The organism is Aeromonas sp. FDAARGOS 1407 (genome assembly GCF_019048725.1).
GTDB classification, from domain to species: domain Bacteria; phylum Pseudomonadota; class Gammaproteobacteria; order Enterobacterales; family Aeromonadaceae; genus Aeromonas; species Aeromonas enteropelogenes.
This window is the reverse complement of sequence record NZ_CP077399.1, coordinates 2,827,518-2,843,991: the sequence shown is the minus strand read 5'-3', so window position 1 is coordinate 2,843,991 and position 16,474 is coordinate 2,827,518. Positions and strand designations below refer to the sequence as shown.

The following is a 16,474-nucleotide window of genomic DNA, read 5'->3' as shown; positions in this document are numbered from 1 at the left end:
TTTGCTCATTATTCCAGCACCATGAAAAAGGGCGCCCAAGGCGCCCTTTTCATTTAGCCAGCCTCTGCCAGCAAGGTGTGCGCTATGGTGCGCATCCCCAGAGTATTGGCCCCCGGCGCCCAGAGGGCGTCGCCGTTGTCGCTGAAGCAGGCTGCCAGATCGATATGAAGCCAGCCAGCCCCCTCATTGGCCACGAAGCGGGAGAGGAAGCCCGCCGCGTTGGAGGCGCCACCCGGCCCGCCCCCCTTGACCGGACGACTGTTGGCCGTATCGGCGTAATGAGACGGACACTGCTGGCGATGCCAGGGCTCGAGCGGCAGCGGCCAGGCCGGTTCCTGCTCGGCCTCTGCATAGGCCATGGCCCGGCTCACCAAGGACTTGTCCAGACCAAACAGGGCGTTATAACGCCCACCCAGCGCCATCACGGCGGCGCCGGTCAGGGTGGCCGCATCTATGATGAGCGGGGCACCGGACTCGCTCGCGAGCTGCAGACCGTCGGCCAGCACCAGCCGCCCTTCGGCATCGGTGTTGACGATTTCCACCGTGGTACCGTTTTTGTAGGTGAGGATATCCCCCAGCTTGTAGGCATGACCCGACACCAGGTTTTCGGCGCAGCAGAGGATGAGTTTCACCCGCTTGTTAAGCCCGCGCAGCATGGCCAGCGCCAGGGCACCGGTGACGATGGCCGCCCCGCCCATGTCGCACTTCATGGTGAGCATCCCCTCGGAGCTCTTCATGGAGTAGCCGCCAGAGTCGAAGGTGATCCCCTTGCCCACCAGGGCCGCCGCCACCGGTGCCTTGGGATCCCGACTCGGGTTGAAGTCGAGTTCGAGCAACACGGGTTCGCGCTCGCTGCCACGCCCCACCTGATAGAGGCCGACCCAGCCCGCCTGCTGCAAGGCAGCCCCCTTGAGGATCCGGTGGCTCACCTTGTCTGGCGCCAGCTCGGTGATGAAGGCTGCTGCCTCCACCGCCAGTTCCAGTGGTCCCAGCTGCTCGGGGGTAGCATTGGTCATCTCGCGCACCCAGCGACCACACAACCAGCGTGCCTCCAGTTCCTCCCTGTCCTCTTCCGACGACATGGCCCACTGCAGTTGCACCTCGGCCTTGGGGGTCTGCAAGCCCTGGGCAAAGGCCCACTGCTGTTCACGTTCCCAGTGACCGGCCAGGGTCACTTTCTGGATCCCCTGCTGGCAGAGGCGGCGCGCCGCCTGCTGGATATCGAGCAGGGGGCTTGTGCTCACCAGGTGGATCACCATGCCATCGGCACGGTGGGAGAGCAGTGCCCCCTCCCCCCATTCGGTCGGGGCAAAGTCACGGCATAACCAGACGTTCATACGCTCACCTCCTGCAACCAGCGGGCGATGGTGCGCAGACCATGCCCCTTGGCACCGGTTGCCCAGAGATCGTTGCCCGCTTTTTGATAGGAGGCGGCCAGATCCAGGTGCACCCAGCCCTTGCCCTCGTCACGCACGAAGCGCGACAGAAACGCCGCCGCCGTGGTAGCGCCGGCCGTTCCTTCCGCTGAGGCGACGTTGCCCAGATCGGCAAAGGCCGAGGTGAGTTGGCCTGCATGCCAGGACTCCAGCGGCAGCGGCCACGCCTTCTCGTTTTCGGCTTTGGCGGCAGCCAGCGCACGCAGCTGCTCGGCCTCGTCCAGGGCAAACACGGCGTTGTAATCACGGCCCAGCGCCATCTTGGCGGCGCCGGTCAGGGTCGCGGCATCGAGAATGTGAGCGGCGCCGCTCTCGCTCGCGGCCAACAGGCCATCGGCCAGCACCAGACGGCCTTCCGCATCTGTGTTCTGGATCTCGACCGAAACACCGTTGCGGTAAGTGAGGATGTCGCCGAGCTTGAAGGCGTGGCCGGAAACCAGGTTCTCGGCGCAGCAGAGGATGAGTTTGACCCGCTTGTCGAGCCCCCGGCTGATGGCCAGTGCCAGCGCCCCTGTGACCATGGCGGCGCCGCCCATGTCGGATTTCATCGGCAACATGTTGTCGGAGGACTTCATGGAGTAGCCGCCGGAGTCAAAGGTGATCCCCTTGCCCACCAAGGCAGCCGCCACTGGGGCATCGTCACGGCCGGTCGGGTTGTAGTCGAGCTCGAGCAGCACGGGTTCCCGCTCGCTGCCACGCCCCACCGACCAGATCCCGATATGGCCCGACTCTTTCAATGCCTCGCCAGCGGTGAGACGCGCGGTTACCTTGTCTCCCGCCAGGCCGCGAATGAGCAGCAGCGCCGACTCCGCAAGGCTCATGGGATAGATCTCCTCCGGGCAGCCATTGGTGACGTCGCGCACCCAGCGGGTCGCCTTCTGCAGGGCCTCCAGCTCACGAGCCTCCTCCGCTGGCTGCTCACCAAAGTCGAGCTCCCGCTCCCCCTTGGCGGCGTAGAAACCCTGGGCAAACGCGTAACGACGTTCCAGATCCCAGCCACCGCCAGCCAGTGTGATGCGCTTGATCCCGGTCGATTCAAGGCGGCGGGCGGCACGTTGAATAGCACGCAGCACCTCGTTTTCCTGGCACACAGGATCGAGATGGATCAACGCACCATCACCGTTGAAACTGAGCAGGGCACCTTCGCCCCAGTGAGCGGCCGCAGCCTGGGTGGACAACCCTACCTTCATCATGTCAGCCATCTTTTCTTGCTTCCTTCTTCACTGGCACTGTTTTATTGGCGCTTGTCATGGCCAAAGGGAAATCACGAATACAAAAAAGGCCGTGCCCTCACGGGTCACGGCCTTCACCATATCACTGATGCACCACAGGTTGCTGCATGTGCAATTCACTCATGTCCGATTAATGACGTTCAGAGGCGAGGTTCAGGGTGTACTTGGGCAGCTCCACCACCAGATCCTCGTCCGCCAGCTTGGCCTGGCAACTGAGACGGGATTCCGGCTCCAGTCCCCACGCCTTGTCCAGCATGTCGTCTTCCAGCTCGTCACTCGGCTCGAGGGAGTCAAAACCTTCCCGCACCACGCAGTGGCAAGTGGTGCAGGCACAGGATTTCTCGCAGGCGTGCTCGATCTCGATGCCGTTGCGCAGCGCCACGTCCAGGATGGTCTCGCCGCTTTGCCCCTCGAGGGCAGCGCCATCCGGACAGAGCACGGGGTGAGGAAGAATGATCAGTTTTGGCATATTACACCTTGTTGACGTTTTGTCCGGTCAGCACCTTGCGGATGGAGGCATCCATCCGGCGGGCTGCAAATTCGCCACTGGCAGCATCTGCCGCCTCAATGGCCTCTTTGATTTGATTGGTGGTACCCGACTGGCGCATGACCAGCAGATGGGCGATGGCCTCATCGATATCGGCACGCTCGTCCGCGTTCAGCAACGCCTCACCATCGGCAGCCAGGGCGGCATTGAGGCTCTCGACCACGCGGTCTGCCTCGACCTGCTGCTCGGCCAGCATGCGGGCTTCCATGTCCTGCTGGGCGTTCTCGATGGAGGCGCTCAGCATGGAGAGAATCTCCTCTTCCGCCAGCCCGTAGGAGGGCTTGACCTGGATCTCGGCCTGCACGCCGGAGGATTTCTCCATGGCGCTGACCGAGAGCAGGCCATCCGCATCCACCTGGAAGGCGACGCGAATGTGGGCGGCCCCCGCCGCCATCGGCGGAATGCCGGTCAGGGTGAAACGGGCCAGGGAGCGGCAATCGGCAACCAGCTCGCGCTCCCCTTGCACCACGTGAATTGCCATCGCGGTCTGGCCATCCTTGAAGGTGGTGAACTCCTGGGCACGGGCCACCGGAATGGTGGTATTGCGCGGGATCACCTTCTCGGCAAGGCCGCCCATGGTCTCAAGACCGAGAGAGAGCGGGATGACGTCCAGCAGCAGCATCTCGGCATCCGGCTTGTTGCCCACCAGGATATCGGCCTGGATGGCGGCACCGATGGCCACCACCTTGTCAGGATCGATGCTGGTCAGCGGGGTGCGCTCGAAGAACTCGCCCACCAGTTCGCGCACCAGCGGAACCCGGGTGGACCCCCCCACCATCACCACCTCCAGCACTTCCACCTGCTCAAGCCCCGCATCGCGCAGCGCGCGGCGGCAGGCCAGCAGGGTCCGTTTGACCAGCGGGGTGATGAGCGCGTCAAACTGGCTGCGCGTCACCTCCCCCTGCCAGCCGGCAAAGGCGCAAGGCACGGCATCAGCATCGGTCAGACCGTGCTTGACGGCAGCAGCTACATCCAGCAGCTCCCGCTGCAGACGGGCATCCAGCTCACCGGACAAACCAGCCTGCTCCTTGATCCAGTCGGCCAGCAGGTGGTCGAAGTCATCGCCGCCGAGGGCGGAGTCACCACCAGTGGCCATCACTTCAAATACGCCGCGGTGCAGGCGCAAGATGGAGATATCGAAAGTACCGCCCCCGAGATCGTACACGGCGATCACCCCTTCCTGACCGGAGTCAAGGCCATAGGCAATGGCTGCCGCAGTCGGTTCGTTGAGCAGGCGCAACACGTGCAGACCGGCCAGTCTGGCCGCATCCTTGGTGCCCTGGCGCTGGGCATCGTCGAAATAGGCGGGCACTGTGATCACTACCCCATCCAGATCGCCGCCCAGGGTCTGGGCGCCGCGCTCGGCCAGTTTTTTCAGGATCTCGGCTGACACCTGCACCGGATTGACCAACCCCTGACGGGTCTGCAACTGGGGCATGCCGTTGTCGGCAGCCACAAATTCATAAGGCTGCTGGCGGGTGTCGATGTCAGCCAGCGCCTTACCCATCATCCGCTTGACCGAGACGATGGTGTTGTGGGGATCGAGGGCCGCTTCGCGCTTGGCGTCGAAGCCAACCCGGATCCCATCGGCCTGATAGTGCACAACGGACGGGAGCAGATCACGCCCCTGCTCGTCACTGAGGGTATCGGCGTGGCCGCTGCGCACTGCGGCGACCAGCGAGTTGGTGGTTCCAAGGTCGATGCCGACGGCACGCTTGTGCTGATGAGGAACGGCGCTCTGGCCGGGCTCGGCGATTTGCAGTAATGCCATGGGTAATCAAACTTCCAGCGTTAAGGGATCAAGACTCGAGCAGCGAGTCTTCGAATCGTTCCAGCTCTTCAAGGAGCTTGTCGACAAACTTGAGTTTGCGAACGCAATCTGCGGCCGCGAGATCCTCGCCATCGGCGAGCATGCGGGTCAGCTGCTGCATCAGCAGCTGGTGATCATGCCTGATCTCGTGGCGAAAATCCTTGATGGCGCGCTCAGGGTCGGCCTCGCCTTTCAGATCGGCCAGACGCTCGCGCCACTCCAGCTGTTGCATCAGGAAGGCAGTGTCTTGCAGGGTTTGCTGTTCGCCGCGAATATCGGTGCCACGCAGGGAGAGCAGATATTCTGCACGGCGTAGAGGCGCCTTGAGGGTCGTGAAGGCATCGTTGATCTGGGCGGCACGCTGCACCGCAGCCAGCTGCTCCCGCTCGGGAGCAGTGGCAAAACGATCGGGGTGAAACTGGGTTTGCAGCTGACGATAGGTGTCGGCCAGCTGGCGGGTATCGAGCTCGAAGCCTTCAACCAGCCCAAACAGCTCGAAATGGTTCATGCCAACCTCTTAGACACTGAAGCTTTCGCCACAACCACACTCGCCCTTGACGTTGGGGTTGTTGAACTTGAAGCCTTCGTTGAGGCCTTCCTTGACGAAATCCAGCTCGGTGCCATCCAGATGGATCAAGCTCTTGGCATCGACAATAATCTTGACGCCATGCTGCTCGAATACCTGATCTTCATCAGTCAGTTCATCGACAAACTCGAGCACGTAGGCAAGGCCGGAGCAGCCGGTGGTCTTGACGCCGAGGCGCAGGCCAATGCCCTTGCCCCGGTTTGCCAAGAAAGAAGAAACCCGTGCCGCTGCGGCATCTGTCATGGTAATAGCCATACTGCTCTCCGGCGCTTAAAGACCTTTCTTCTGCTTGTAATCGGCGATTGCCGCCTTGATGGCGTCCTCGGCCAGGATGGAGCAGTGGATCTTCACCGGCGGCAGGGCCAGCTCTTCTGCGATGTCGGTATTCTTGATGCCAGCCGCTTCGTCCAGGGTCTTGCCCTTGACCCATTCGGTCACCAGGGAGCTGGAAGCAATGGCGGAGCCACAACCGTAGGTCTTGAACTTGGCATCTTCGATGATGCCATCGTCGCTGATCTTCAGCTGCAGTTTCATCACGTCGCCGCAGGCCGGTGCGCCGACCATGCCGGTAGCGATGCTGGGATCGTTCTTGTCGAAGCCACCTACGTTGCGGGGATTTTCGTAGTGGTCGATTACTTTTTCACTGTAAGCCATATCTCACTCCTGCTAATTCTGTTGTTCACCGATCATCGAGATCAGTGATGAGCCCATTCGACCGTGTTCAGATCGACGCCGTCCTTGTACATCTCCCACAGAGGAGACATCTCGCGCAGGCGACCGATGGAGTCACGAATAAGCTTGACCGCGTAGTCGATCTCTTCTTCTGTGGTGAAGCGACCAATGCTGAAGCGGATGGAGCTGTGAGCCAGCTCGTCGTTCAGACCCAGGGCACGCAGCACATAGGAGGGCTCCAGGCTGGCGGAAGTACAGGCAGAACCGGAAGAGACCGCCAGATCTTTCAGCGCCATGATGAGGGATTCCCCTTCCACATAGGCAAAGCTGACGTTGAGGTTGCCGGAGACGCGCTGCTCGAGGTCACCATTCAGGTAGACGGCTTCGATGTCCTTGAGGCCATCCCACAGGCGCTGACGCAGAGCCATCACACGCTGACCTTCGCTGGCCATCTCTTCCTTGGCGATACGGAAGGCTTCACCCATACCGACGATCTGGTGAGTTGCCAGGGTGCCGGAACGCATGCCGCGCTCGTGACCACCACCGTGCATCTGGGCTTCGATACGCACACGCGGCTTGCGGCGCACGTACAGAGCACCGATCCCTTTCGGGCCATAGATCTTGTGGGCGGAGAGAGAGAGCAGATCGATCTTCATCGCTTCGACGTCGATCTCGACCTTGCCCACGCTCTGGGCGGCATCCACATGCAGCAGGATCTTGCGTGAACGGCACAGCTCACCCAGCCCCTTGATGTCCTGGATGACGCCAATCTCGTTATTCACGTGCATCATGCTGACCAGGATGGTGTCGTCACGCATGGCATTTTCGATCATCTCGAGGGTGAACAGACCGTTCGGCATCGGCTCGAGGTAGGTCACTTCGAACCCTTCGCGCTCCAGCTGGCGGCAGGTGTCCAGCACCGCCTTGTGCTCGGTCTTGGAGGTGATGATGTGCTTGCCCTTGCTGGCATAGAAGTGGGCGACGCCCTTGATGGCCAGGTTGTCAGACTCGGTCGCACCGGAAGTGAAGACGATTTCGCGTGGGTCGGCACCGATCAGCTCCGCCACTTGATTACGAGCCAGATCTACCGCTTCTTCAGCCTGCCAGCCAAAACGGTGAGAACGGGAAGCCGGATTGCCAAACAGGCCATCCATGGTCAGACACTGCATCATTTTTTCTGCGACACGCGGGTCCACCGGACAGGTTGCCGAATAATCAAGGTAAATAGGCAATTTCATGTTTTTCTCCGTCACAGTTCGGGTCATACATCGCCCCGCTGTGGAAAGCACGTTTATAGTTGGACTTTCAAGCTCACATCGCCGCGTTCCGCCCGTTCAACCAGGGACAACGCAGTTTTCATCTGTTCATCTTGCTTGCCGGCAATCCGGCGCACATCGGCCTGGCAAACCAGTTCGGCCAGGGTGATATCCCCAAGGAAACTGGAGATCCGCTCGCTCAAGTCCCGCCACAGAGAATGAGTCAGGCACTGGGTGCCACCGTGGCAGCCACCCTTGCCCAGGCATTTGGTCGCGTCGACCGACTCGTCAACCGCGGTGATCACCTGGCCAACCGAGATCTCGTCTGGCGCCAGACCGAGGCGATAGCCGCCCCCCGGGCCACGCACGCTGCTCACCAGGCCATGCTTGCGCAGGCGGGCAAACAGTTGCTCGAGATAGGACAAGGAGATGCCCTGGCGCTCGGAAATATCGGCAAGGGGAACGGGCCCCTGCTCAGCATGCAGCGCCACGTCGAGCATGGCGGTTACAGCGTAACGTCCTTTTGAAGTCAGTCTCATGTGCCTTACCGTCTTGCGAAGCAATTAATGGGCACATGGTCACATACCCGACCAAATCAGTCAAGTATATGGTTGAGTAAATTAGTCAGGATTAATCGATGACGCCCGATTTCTGAACCGAGGTCAAAATTCCCCGCAGGATATTGAGTTCCACCGCTTCCGGTCTGGCCCGATTGAAAAGACGACGCAACTTGCTCATCACGTGCCCCGGATGATCTTCGGTGATAAAACCGGTCTTGAGCAGGGTCTGCTCCAGATGCTGGTAGAAACCTTCGAGCTGGGCCGCACTCGGGTAATCTTGCACACCGTCAGTTTCAGCGGCTTGTTCCTGCGACTGCAGCCAGTGCATACGCACCTCATAGCAGAGGGTCTGCACCGCCATGGCCAGGTTGAGGGAGCTGTACTCAGGGTTGGCCGGGATCGCCACATGGTAGTGACACTTTTGCAACTCATCGTTGGTCAGGCCGGTGCGTTCACGGCCAAATACCAGCGCCACCGGATGCCTGGCCCCTTCCACCACGGTTTTTTCACCTGCCTCGCGAGGATCCAGCATGGGCCAACTCAGGGTGCGAGAACGGGCACTGGTACCGATGACCAGACCACAATCGGCGATGGCTTCATCCAGGGTAGAGACGACTCGGGCATTGGCGAGTATATCGCTGGCACCGGCAGCCAATGCATTGGCATTGCCATCCGGCAAGGCTTGCGGATCAACCAGCACCATCTGGGTCAAACCCATGGTCTTCATGGCGCGTGCCGCAGAGCCCATGTTGCCGGTATGAGAGGTGTTTACCAAAACAATACGAATCTGATCCAACATGCCCAGTCAATCTTCGGTGAAAAATGGCGCGCAATTATAACATAAGAGAGCGCTATTTTGGCACCGTTAAAGGAACGCCATTTCAGCACTAACGCGACAGTTTGTATAACAAACCAGCATGAGGCAAACGTGAGAGATGACTAAACTTGAAGGATAAGCGATTAACAGCGCAGGAGTGCCACAGCCATGCTTCCCCCGTATATCTATGAGAGACTGCCCAGCCTCTATTTGCTGATGGCCATTGTCATGATCACCTTGAGCGAGCAGCCTCTGCTGTGGTTTGCAGGTTGTCTGCTGTTTATCGTCGGGGCGATCACCTGGATGATGCGCTCCAGTTATCGCCGTACCGACCTCATCATCTTTCCAGACAAACGCTGGTTGCAACCGGAGTGGCTCTACGAGGCACAACCCTTTATCTGGCTTGCCTTGGGGCTGCTGATATCGCAGCAACCCGCCCCCTTTGCCTCGCTTGCATTGCTCCCCTGTCTGTGGGCATGCCGTTGTCTTTGGGCCCGGCACCGCTACCGTCATCACGTCTGCGGGGCGACAGCCCACTTAAGACGGGATCCCGCCCGGCGTCGCCTGCATCGCAGTCTGAACTGACCCGTTGCGGGCACGCTCGATAAAGGTCGCCAAGTCCATCAAGGGATACTTCATCAGGCTCGGCAGACCATCGAGATCCAGACTATCCATCAGGTTTTTCACTTCCAGACCCAATTCCGTATCACCTTCAATTTTCAGCTTGCGCTGGAAGAAGAGCGAATCCGGGTCTTCCTTGCGTCCGGCGATCAGGATGAGGTCATTGGTAGTGCCGCTGAAGCAGACATCCACTTTTTCGCAGTCGCGCGCCACAACCAGTTGACCCTTCTGCTCGCTGATGAACCAGCACAGCTCGAGATCGGATACTTCCACCTTAAGCCACTTGCCAGCCAGAAATTCGAAGTCGCCATCCTCAATGGCCTCCTTGAATACCCGTGCTAGCAGGCTCTCCATTACCTGCTTTTGCAGATTGAAGGGCACCAGTTTGAGGGGATGACGCAAGAAACGGGGGGCCTGCTCTACCAGACCAAGATGCAATTTTTGAAACACGATGGACTCCCTTTTTTGCGCATTCAACCATATGCCTCCCCATCAGATCCTGTGGGAAATCAAACTTCTGCCGAGTTACCTCTAGAAGGGTAAAGCCACCGAAAACTGCCTCAGGTCAAAAAGCGGCGCCATGCCGATGAATACAATCAGGGCCTATTTGCCCTTCATATGCACCCTCGGAGCGTACTAATGGAATTACTCTGTCCGGCAGGCAGCTTGCCGGCACTGAAAACCGCCGTAGATAACGGGGCTGATGCCGTTTATATCGGCTTCAAGGACGACACCAATGCCCGCCACTTTGCCGGTCTGAACTTCACCGATAGCAAACTTGAGAAGGCGGTTGATTATGTGCACCAGCATTGTCGGAAACTGCATATCGCTATCAATACCTTCGCCCACCCGGGGGCCGATGCCAGGTGGAAGCAGGCGGTGGATCGCGGCGTGGCGCTTGGTGCCGATGCCCTGATCATCGCCGATCTGGCGGTGCTCGATTATGCCAGCCGCCGCTATCCGGAGATGGAGCTGCATGTCTCGGTACAGGCCAGCGCCACCAATGCCGCTGCCATCCGCTTCTATCAGCAACAGTTCAATGCCAAACGGGTCGTTCTGCCCCGGGTGCTCTCCATGCATCAGGTCAAGCAACTGGCCCGCGAGACCGATGTCGGCCTCGAAGTCTTTGCCTTTGGCAGTCTCTGCATCATGGCCGAAGGGCGTTGTTACCTCTCTTCCTACATGACAGGGGAGAGTCCTAACACGGTCGGCGCCTGCTCACCGGCCAAGTATGTGCGTTGGGAAGAGACACCAAACGGCCTCGAATCGCGCCTCAACGAGGTGTTGATCGACCGCTACGGTCCGGGTGAAAACGCCGGTTATCCAACCCTGTGCAAGGGGCGCTTCGAGGTGGACGGCCAGACCTACCACGCCCTGGAGGAGCCGGCCAGCCTCAACACCCTCGGCCTCTTGCCCGAGCTCTTCAAGACCGGGATCCAGTCGGTCAAGATTGAGGGACGCCAGCGCAGCCCCGCCTATGTAGAGCAGGTGACCCGGGTCTGGCGCGCCGCCATTGATGCCTACCAGGCCAATCCCGATGTCTACCAGGTCAAGAGCGAATGGGATGCCCAGCTCGCCCGCGTCTCCGAGGGAAGCCAGACCACGCTCGGTGCCTATCACCGCCAGTGGCAATAAGGAGTCCCCTATGTCCTTCTCTTTCCTGCTCTTCTCTTGCGGCTACAAGGAGCTCAACTCATGCAATTCTCTCTAGGGCCCCTGCTCTTCTACTGGCCCAAGGCCGACACAGAGGCGTTCTATCAGGCAGCGGCCAGGAGCGACGCCGATATCATCTATCTGGGAGAAACCGTCTGCAGCAAGCGTCGCGAACTCAAGGTGGATGACTGGATCGCGCTTGCCCATCAGGTGGCTGATTCTGGCAAGCAGGTGGTGCTCTCTACCCTGGCGCTCATTTCGGCCCCTTCCGAGCTCAAAGAGGTCAAGCGGCTGGTCGACAATGGTGGCCTGATGGTCGAGGCCAACGATCTCGGTACTGTTCAGCTTGCCCGAGAGGCGGGCCTGCCGTTTGTGTGCGGTCCGGCCATCAACGCCTACAACGCAGATGTGCTCGACATGCTGCTCAAACAGGGGATGAAACGCTGGGTGATGCCGGTGGAGCTGTCGCGCGACTGGCTGGTGCAACTCAACCAGGATCTGGGCACCATGCGCCAGCAGTTTGAAGTAGAGGTGTTTGCCTACGGCCATATGCCACTGGCCTACTCGGCCCGCTGCTTCACCGCCCGCTCCCTCGACAAACCCAAGGACAACTGCGAGCTGGCCTGCATTCACTACCCGACCGGTCGTCTGGCCAACAGTCGCGAGGGGCAGCGGGTGTTCAACCTCAACGGGATCCAGACCCAGTCCGGCTACTGCTACAACCTGGGCAACGATCTGGCGAGCATGACGGATCTGGTGGATGTGGTCAGGCTCTCTCCCCAGGGCATGGATACCCTGGGCATGTTGGCCCGCTTCAAGGCCAATCAGCAGGGAGAGGCCCCCCTGCCCCTGCAGCAGGACCGTGACTGCAACGGGTACTGGCGCCAGATCCCCGGCATGAGTCTGGTGGAATAACGCCGACTCTCGCCCAACAAAAAGGCCTCATTGCGAGGCCTTTTTTATAGCTGACGACACCAGATCAGGATGGTTGATCGCTTTTGCTGCGAGCACTCTGGGCTCCCGGCGGCAAGGGTTTGCGCGCCATCAGCTCCAGCTCGAGCAGGGCGTAGCGGTGTTCGATGAAGTCATAGACGTTGTTGGAGAGCGCCAGCTTGAAGTAGCTGATGGCCTCCTTGCGATTGCCCTTGCCCAATTCTAATTTGCCCAGATAGAAGTAAGTCTCGCACAGGCGCTCGGCGAGTTCGCGATTGTCCTTCACCCCTTTGACCACGTTGGCCATCAGTTTGCTGGCATTGATCTCGCCGGTATAGAGGCGAACCAGATCCCAGTTCCAGGCATCGTCGTCATATTTGTTCAGGCGCTCGCGCATCCGGCTCATGGCGGCGGCGGGATCGAGCTTCTGCTCGGCCAGATAGAGCCAGATCACCCGATAGGGATCTTCCGGCTGCGCCTCATAGAAGCGCTTCATGTCGGCGGCGGAGAGATCGGGGCGGTTGCCGTAATAGAGCGCGATGCCGCGGTTGAGGTAGGCATAATCATAATCGGGAGCCAGTTCGAGGGCGGAATCAAATGCCTCGTAGGCTTCGTCATAGTTCTGCTGCTGCACCAGATAGACACCGATGAAGTTGTAGGCTTCGGCAAAATCCGGTTTCTCCCGCAGGGCACGGTTGAAATCCAGTCGCGCGAGGGAGCGCAGCCCCACCCGATCGAAAACAACGGCACGCTCATAGAAGAGTTCTGCTCGCTGCTCCGTGGTAAGCTCCATTTCGCTCAGCATCTGCCCGAGGCGCGCCAGTGCCAGCTCGCTCTGGTAGGAGACCTGCAGAGGGGTCGCCAAAACCAGTGACGCGGGCTGCGGCTTGGGCTCTTTCGGGGTGTTGATCTGACTGCTACTGCTGCAACCCCACATAGGAAGCAACAACAGGATACCAAGGAGGCATCCAATCCCTTTCCTGACGTTCAATGAACACTCCGACGCTGACGCTTCTTGACCTCGCATATGGTAAAGGGCAACAACCACTTTGTCATGTGGCTGAGCCCCTCTCCATCAAATAAATCAGGATTCGACAGGGTATCCGGCATCCTTCCATCCCCGAAAACCGCCATCGACACTGACAACCCGACTGTACCCCATCTGGCGCAAATTATCGGCCGCCAGGATCGAACGAAATCCGCCCCCGCAATAGAGGTAGAGTTCGGTCGCCGGATCCGGGTAACGAGTCTCGATATCGCGCTCTATCACCCCTCGCCCCAGATAGACGGCCCCTGGCAAATGGCCGTTGGCCCATTCGCTCTCCTCGCGCACATCAACCAGGATGAAGGTACGTCCCTCCTCCTGCCAACGCCGGATCTGGTGAACGTCTGTCTCCTCGACCCGAGCGCGGATCCCTTCGACCAGCGCCAGAAAACGGGGATTGTGTTGCATGGCAAACTCCTGTGACTTGAATCATCTGCGTCAGCATACGACAGGCAGACAAAAGAAAAGAGCGCCAGCGGCGCTCTTTTTCATGGTTACGGCAGGATCTCCTGTTGATCCGCACCCTCTTTCTCGACCTGGGTTGGCAGCATGTGCTCGCGCTTGACGCCGAGGAACATGGCAAACGCACTCGCCACATAGATGGAAGAGTAGGTACCGAAGGCCACACCGATCACCATGGCCACGGCAAAACCGTGGATCAGCGCGCCGCCCTTGAGCAGCAGCGCCAGCACCACCACGAAGGTGAGGCCGGAGGTGATGATGGTACGGCTCAGGGTCTCGGTCATGGAGAGATCCAGGATGTACTCGGTATCCCCCTTGCGCACCTTGCGAAAGTTCTCCCGCAGGCGGTCGAACACGACGATGGTATCGTTCAGGGAGTAACCCACGAGCGTCATCAGGGCTGCCAGCACGGTCAGGTCAAACTCGTACTGGAAGTAGGCAAAGACGCCGAGGGTGATCACCACGTCATGCACCAGGGAGAGAATGCCCCCCATGGCCAGACGCCATTCGAAACGTACCGCCACATAGGCAAGGATACAGAGGATGGAGGCCAGCATCGCCAGCGCACCGTCCGTCGCCAGCTCGTCACCCACCGAAGGACCGACAAACTCGACGCGCTTGAGCACGGCATCCTTGTCGATCAGCTTGGCGGCGGCCAGCACCTCGTTGCCCTGTTGCTCGACCTTGACCCCCTCTTGCGGGGTCAGGCGGAACAGCACGTCACGGCTGGAGCCGAAGTGTTGCAGGGTTGCCCCTTCAATTTTCTGCTCGGCCAGGACGTCGTGGATCTTCTCCAGGCTCACCGACTGCTGGAACCCCACCTCGATGGTGGTACCACCGGTGAAGTCCAGACCCCAGTTCAGGCCCCGATCAAACAGGAAGAACAGGGAGATCACCATCAGCAGGGAAGAGAACACCACACCCGGTTTAGCGAAACGCATAAAGGGGATGGGTTTTTCAAAATGTAGGATCTGAAACATGTCTCTTCCTCAGATGGGCAGCTTGTCGATACGCCGTCCACCCCATGCCAGGTTGATAATGGCGCGAGATACCGTGATGGCAGTAAACATGGAGGCAGTCAGACCGATGCCCAGCGTCAGGGCAAAGCCCTTGATGGGGCCAGTGCCGATACCGAACAGGATCACACAGGTGATGAGCGAGGTGACGTTGGAGTCGGCGATGGTCGAGAAAGCACGATCAAAGCCCAGGTGGATAGCCTGTTGAACCCCGCGCCCGTTGCGCAGCTCTTCCCGGATACGTTCATAGATCAGCACGTTGGCATCCACCGCCATACCGAGCGTCAACACGATACCAGCGATACCAGGCAGGGTCATGGTGGCCCCCGGGATCATCGACATGATGCCGACGATCAGCACCAGGTTCATGCACAGCGCCAGGTTGGCAACCCAACCGAAGGCACGGTAGTAGATCCCCATGAACAGCACGATCACCAGCATGGCCCAGCCGATGGCTTCCATACCGCTGTCGATGTTCTGTTGACCCAGGCTCGGACCAATAGTGCGCTCTTCGACGATCTGGATAGGTGCGATCAGGGCACCGGCACGCAACAGCAGCGCCAGGTTATGGGCTTCGTTGGCGTTGTCGATCCCTGTGATGCGGAACTGGCTGCCAAGGCGCGACTGGATGGTGGCGACGTTGATCACCTCCTCCTGCTTGCGGAACTTGCGCTTGCCATCCGGACCGGGCTGACCCACCGGCTTGTACTCGATGAAGACGGTCGCCATGCCTTTACCCACGTTGTCCTTGGTAAAGTTGGCCATCTTGTTGCCACCCTGGCCATCGAGCTTGATGTTGACCTGGGGACGGCTGTACTCATCGAAACCGGACTGGGCACCCACGATGTGGTCACCGGTCAGGATGACCCGCTTGTGCAGTACCACGGGGCGGCCATTGCGATCGGTATACACCTTGGAGCTCGGCGGGACACGACCGGCGGCGGCAGCCTGGATATCGGCTGTCTCGTCGACCATGTGGAATTCCAGGGTCGCAGTCGCCCCCAGGATCTCCTTGGCACGGGCAGTGTCCTGGATACCAGGCAGCTCCACCACGATACGCTCGGCACCCTGCTGTTGCACCAGCGGCTCGGCCACACCCAGCTCGTTCACCCGGTTGCGGATGATGGTGATGTTCTGCTCAAGCGCGTACTTCTTCACCTCCTTGATCTTGGCTTCACTCAAGCCAGCCAGCAGGATGTACTCATCCCCTTTCTGCTGTGTGGTGAAGGTCAAATCAGGATTCTGGCGACGCAGGTGGGAAACGGCACGCTCCTGATCCGCTTCATCGCGGAACACCACCTGTACCTGATCACCGACCCGGCGCACGCCGGAGTAGCGGATCTTCTGGGTACGCAGTTCGGTGCGAAAATCCTGTACCATCTGCTCTTGCTGCTTGGCCAGCGCCTCGGCCATGTCCACTTCCATCAGGAAGTGCACACCACCGCGCAGATCAAGACCGAGTTTCAGTGGCGCCGCGCCGATAGCTTCGAGCCAGGCGGGAGTGGAAGGGGCCAGGTTGAGCGCGGTAATGAAGTCATCGCCCAATTTATTGGCGACGATATCGCGCGCCTTGAGCTGATCTTCGGTGTTCTTGAAACGTACCAGGATCAGCCCGTGCTCGAACGCCGCATGTTTGACCGGGATCTTGGCCGCATCGAGCGTCTCTTTCACCAGGTCAAGAGTTTCCAGCTTGACTTCGGCACCACGGCTGGCAGAAACCTGCAAGGCCGGGTCTTCGCCGTAAAGATTGGGGGCTGCATATAGAAAACCGATGGCGATCACCACGATCACCATCAGGTATTTCCACAGCGGATAGCGATTTAACACG

Annotated in this window: 18 protein-coding genes; 3 read left to right on the top strand and 15 right to left on the bottom strand. The window is 59.8% G+C overall.

Translation table 11 applies throughout. The features are described 5' to 3' along the window. Positions 1-53: 53 nt before the first annotated feature. The 10 genes from pepB (I6L37_RS13545) to trmJ all read right to left on the bottom strand — a co-directional run bounded on the left by pepB (I6L37_RS13545) (position 54) and on the right by trmJ (position 8,898). Complete coding sequence (pepB, locus tag I6L37_RS13545) at positions 54-1,337, bottom strand: aminopeptidase PepB (protein ID WP_216992117.1); 1,284 nt, start codon at positions 1,335-1,337, stop codon at positions 54-56. Then, the gene (gene pepB / locus I6L37_RS13540; protein ID WP_216992116.1) at positions 1,334-2,638 is read right to left on the bottom strand and encodes an aminopeptidase PepB; all 1,305 of its coding nucleotides are present in this window, start codon (positions 2,636-2,638) and stop codon (positions 1,334-1,336) included. Before pepB (I6L37_RS13540) ends, pepB (I6L37_RS13545) begins: the two co-directional genes overlap by 4 nt. A 160-nt stretch (positions 2,639-2,798) precedes the next feature. Further along, positions 2,799-3,137 carry an ISC system 2Fe-2S type ferredoxin gene (fdx, locus tag I6L37_RS13535; protein ID WP_005333808.1) on the bottom strand — a complete coding sequence of 113 codons (339 nt, stop codon included), beginning with the start codon at positions 3,135-3,137 and terminating at the stop codon, positions 2,799-2,801. Between the two features lies 1 nt (position 3,138). Further along, entirely contained in the window at positions 3,139-4,986 is a 1,848-nt protein-coding gene (hscA, locus tag I6L37_RS13530; RefSeq protein WP_216992115.1) for a Fe-S protein assembly chaperone HscA, read from the bottom strand. A gap of 28 nt (positions 4,987-5,014) precedes the next feature. Then, positions 5,015-5,533, bottom strand: coding sequence for a co-chaperone HscB (gene hscB / locus I6L37_RS13525; protein WP_026457930.1), 519 nt, complete (start codon positions 5,531-5,533; stop codon positions 5,015-5,017). A gap of 9 nt (positions 5,534-5,542) precedes the next feature. Further along, positions 5,543-5,866 carry an iron-sulfur cluster assembly protein IscA gene (gene iscA, locus I6L37_RS13520; protein WP_216992114.1) on the bottom strand — a complete coding sequence of 108 codons (324 nt, stop codon included), beginning with the start codon at positions 5,864-5,866 and terminating at the stop codon, positions 5,543-5,545. 15 nt (positions 5,867-5,881) lie between these two features. Continuing rightward, a complete protein-coding gene (iscU, locus tag I6L37_RS13515; RefSeq protein WP_005299770.1) occupies positions 5,882-6,265 on the bottom strand; it encodes a Fe-S cluster assembly scaffold IscU in 384 nt (127 codons plus the stop codon). Between the two features lie 41 nt (positions 6,266-6,306). Continuing rightward, positions 6,307-7,521, bottom strand: a complete 1,215-nt coding sequence (locus tag I6L37_RS13510) for an IscS subfamily cysteine desulfurase (RefSeq protein ID WP_042025954.1) — start codon at positions 7,519-7,521, stop codon at positions 6,307-6,309. Between the two features lie 53 nt (positions 7,522-7,574). After that, a complete protein-coding gene (gene iscR / locus I6L37_RS13505; protein ID WP_026457689.1) occupies positions 7,575-8,078 on the bottom strand; it encodes a Fe-S cluster assembly transcriptional regulator IscR in 504 nt (167 codons plus the stop codon). A gap of 91 nt (positions 8,079-8,169) precedes the next feature. Then, on the bottom strand, positions 8,170-8,898 hold the full coding sequence (gene trmJ, locus I6L37_RS13500) for a tRNA (cytosine(32)/uridine(32)-2'-O)-methyltransferase TrmJ (protein ID WP_026457688.1): 729 nt from the start codon (positions 8,896-8,898) through the stop codon (positions 8,170-8,172). Positions 8,899-9,084: 186 nt separating this feature from the next. Here trmJ and I6L37_RS13495 point away from each other — a divergent pair, with 186 nt between their 5' ends. Continuing rightward, a complete protein-coding gene (locus tag I6L37_RS13495; RefSeq protein ID WP_026457687.1) occupies positions 9,085-9,501 on the top strand; it encodes a hypothetical protein in 417 nt (138 codons plus the stop codon). Here the strand turns inward: I6L37_RS13495 and I6L37_RS13490 are convergent. After that, entirely contained in the window at positions 9,454-9,987 is a 534-nt protein-coding gene (locus I6L37_RS13490; RefSeq protein ID WP_042025951.1) for an SCP2 domain-containing protein, read from the bottom strand. The genes I6L37_RS13495 and I6L37_RS13490 overlap by 48 nt on opposite strands. Positions 9,988-10,176: 189 nt before the next feature. Here I6L37_RS13490 and I6L37_RS13485 point away from each other — a divergent pair, with 189 nt between their 5' ends. Further along, entirely contained in the window at positions 10,177-11,172 is a 996-nt protein-coding gene (locus I6L37_RS13485) for a peptidase U32 family protein (protein WP_216992113.1), read from the top strand. Between the two features lie 60 nt (positions 11,173-11,232). Next, positions 11,233-12,105: a U32 family peptidase gene (locus I6L37_RS13480; RefSeq protein ID WP_216992112.1), complete on the top strand. Its 873-nt coding sequence runs from the start codon at positions 11,233-11,235 to the stop codon at positions 12,103-12,105. Positions 12,106-12,169: 64 nt separating this feature from the next. Here I6L37_RS13480 and nlpI read toward each other — a convergent pair whose 3' ends face one another. The 4 genes from nlpI to secD form a co-directional block, all read right to left on the bottom strand. Next, positions 12,170-13,114 carry a lipoprotein NlpI gene (nlpI, locus tag I6L37_RS13475; protein WP_324606633.1) on the bottom strand — a complete coding sequence of 315 codons (945 nt, stop codon included), beginning with the start codon at positions 13,112-13,114 and terminating at the stop codon, positions 12,170-12,172. Positions 13,115-13,207: 93 nt separating this feature from the next. Further along, on the bottom strand, positions 13,208-13,576 hold the full coding sequence (locus I6L37_RS13470; RefSeq protein WP_061475435.1) for a rhodanese-like domain-containing protein: 369 nt from the start codon (positions 13,574-13,576) through the stop codon (positions 13,208-13,210). Between the two features lie 86 nt (positions 13,577-13,662). Beyond that, positions 13,663-14,610 (bottom strand): protein translocase subunit SecF, encoded by a 948-nt coding sequence (gene secF, locus I6L37_RS13465; RefSeq protein ID WP_061475436.1) that lies wholly within the window; start codon positions 14,608-14,610, stop codon positions 13,663-13,665. A gap of 9 nt (positions 14,611-14,619) precedes the next feature. Beyond that, positions 14,620-16,473 carry a protein translocase subunit SecD gene (gene secD / locus I6L37_RS13460; RefSeq protein WP_216992111.1) on the bottom strand — a complete coding sequence of 618 codons (1,854 nt, stop codon included), beginning with the start codon at positions 16,471-16,473 and terminating at the stop codon, positions 14,620-14,622. Position 16,474: the final 1 nt, after the last annotated feature.

Excerpts from the sequence above, each read along its gene's own strand:
- iscA (WP_216992114.1), bottom strand. The coding sequence starts at position 5,866 with ATGGCTATTACCATGACAGATGCCGCAGCGGCACGGGTTTCTTCTTTC.
- pepB (WP_216992117.1), bottom strand. The coding sequence starts at position 1,337 with ATGAACGTCTGGTTATGCCGTGACTTTGCCCCGACCGAATGGGGGGAG.
- hscA (WP_216992115.1), bottom strand. The coding sequence starts at position 4,986 with ATGGCATTACTGCAAATCGCCGAGCCCGGCCAGAGCGCCGTTCCTCAT.
- hscB (WP_026457930.1), bottom strand. The coding sequence starts at position 5,533 with ATGAACCATTTCGAGCTGTTTGGGCTGGTTGAAGGCTTCGAGCTCGAT.
- pepB (WP_216992116.1), bottom strand. The coding sequence starts at position 2,638 with ATGGCTGACATGATGAAGGTAGGGTTGTCCACCCAGGCTGCGGCCGCT.
- I6L37_RS13495 (WP_026457687.1), top strand. The coding sequence starts at position 9,085 with ATGCTTCCCCCGTATATCTATGAGAGACTGCCCAGCCTCTATTTGCTG.
- trmJ (WP_026457688.1), bottom strand. The coding sequence starts at position 8,898 with ATGTTGGATCAGATTCGTATTGTTTTGGTAAACACCTCTCATACCGGC.
- iscR (WP_026457689.1), bottom strand. The coding sequence starts at position 8,078 with ATGAGACTGACTTCAAAAGGACGTTACGCTGTAACCGCCATGCTCGAC.
- I6L37_RS13480 (WP_216992112.1), top strand. The coding sequence starts at position 11,233 with ATGCAATTCTCTCTAGGGCCCCTGCTCTTCTACTGGCCCAAGGCCGAC.
- iscU (WP_005299770.1), bottom strand. The coding sequence starts at position 6,265 with ATGGCTTACAGTGAAAAAGTAATCGACCACTACGAAAATCCCCGCAAC.
- I6L37_RS13510 (WP_042025954.1), bottom strand. The coding sequence starts at position 7,521 with ATGAAATTGCCTATTTACCTTGATTATTCGGCAACCTGTCCGGTGGAC.
- fdx (WP_005333808.1), bottom strand. The coding sequence starts at position 3,137 with ATGCCAAAACTGATCATTCTTCCTCACCCCGTGCTCTGTCCGGATGGC.
- secF (WP_061475436.1), bottom strand. The coding sequence starts at position 14,610 with ATGTTTCAGATCCTACATTTTGAAAAACCCATCCCCTTTATGCGTTTC.
- I6L37_RS13485 (WP_216992113.1), top strand. The coding sequence starts at position 10,177 with ATGGAATTACTCTGTCCGGCAGGCAGCTTGCCGGCACTGAAAACCGCC.
- I6L37_RS13470 (WP_061475435.1), bottom strand. The coding sequence starts at position 13,576 with ATGCAACACAATCCCCGTTTTCTGGCGCTGGTCGAAGGGATCCGCGCT.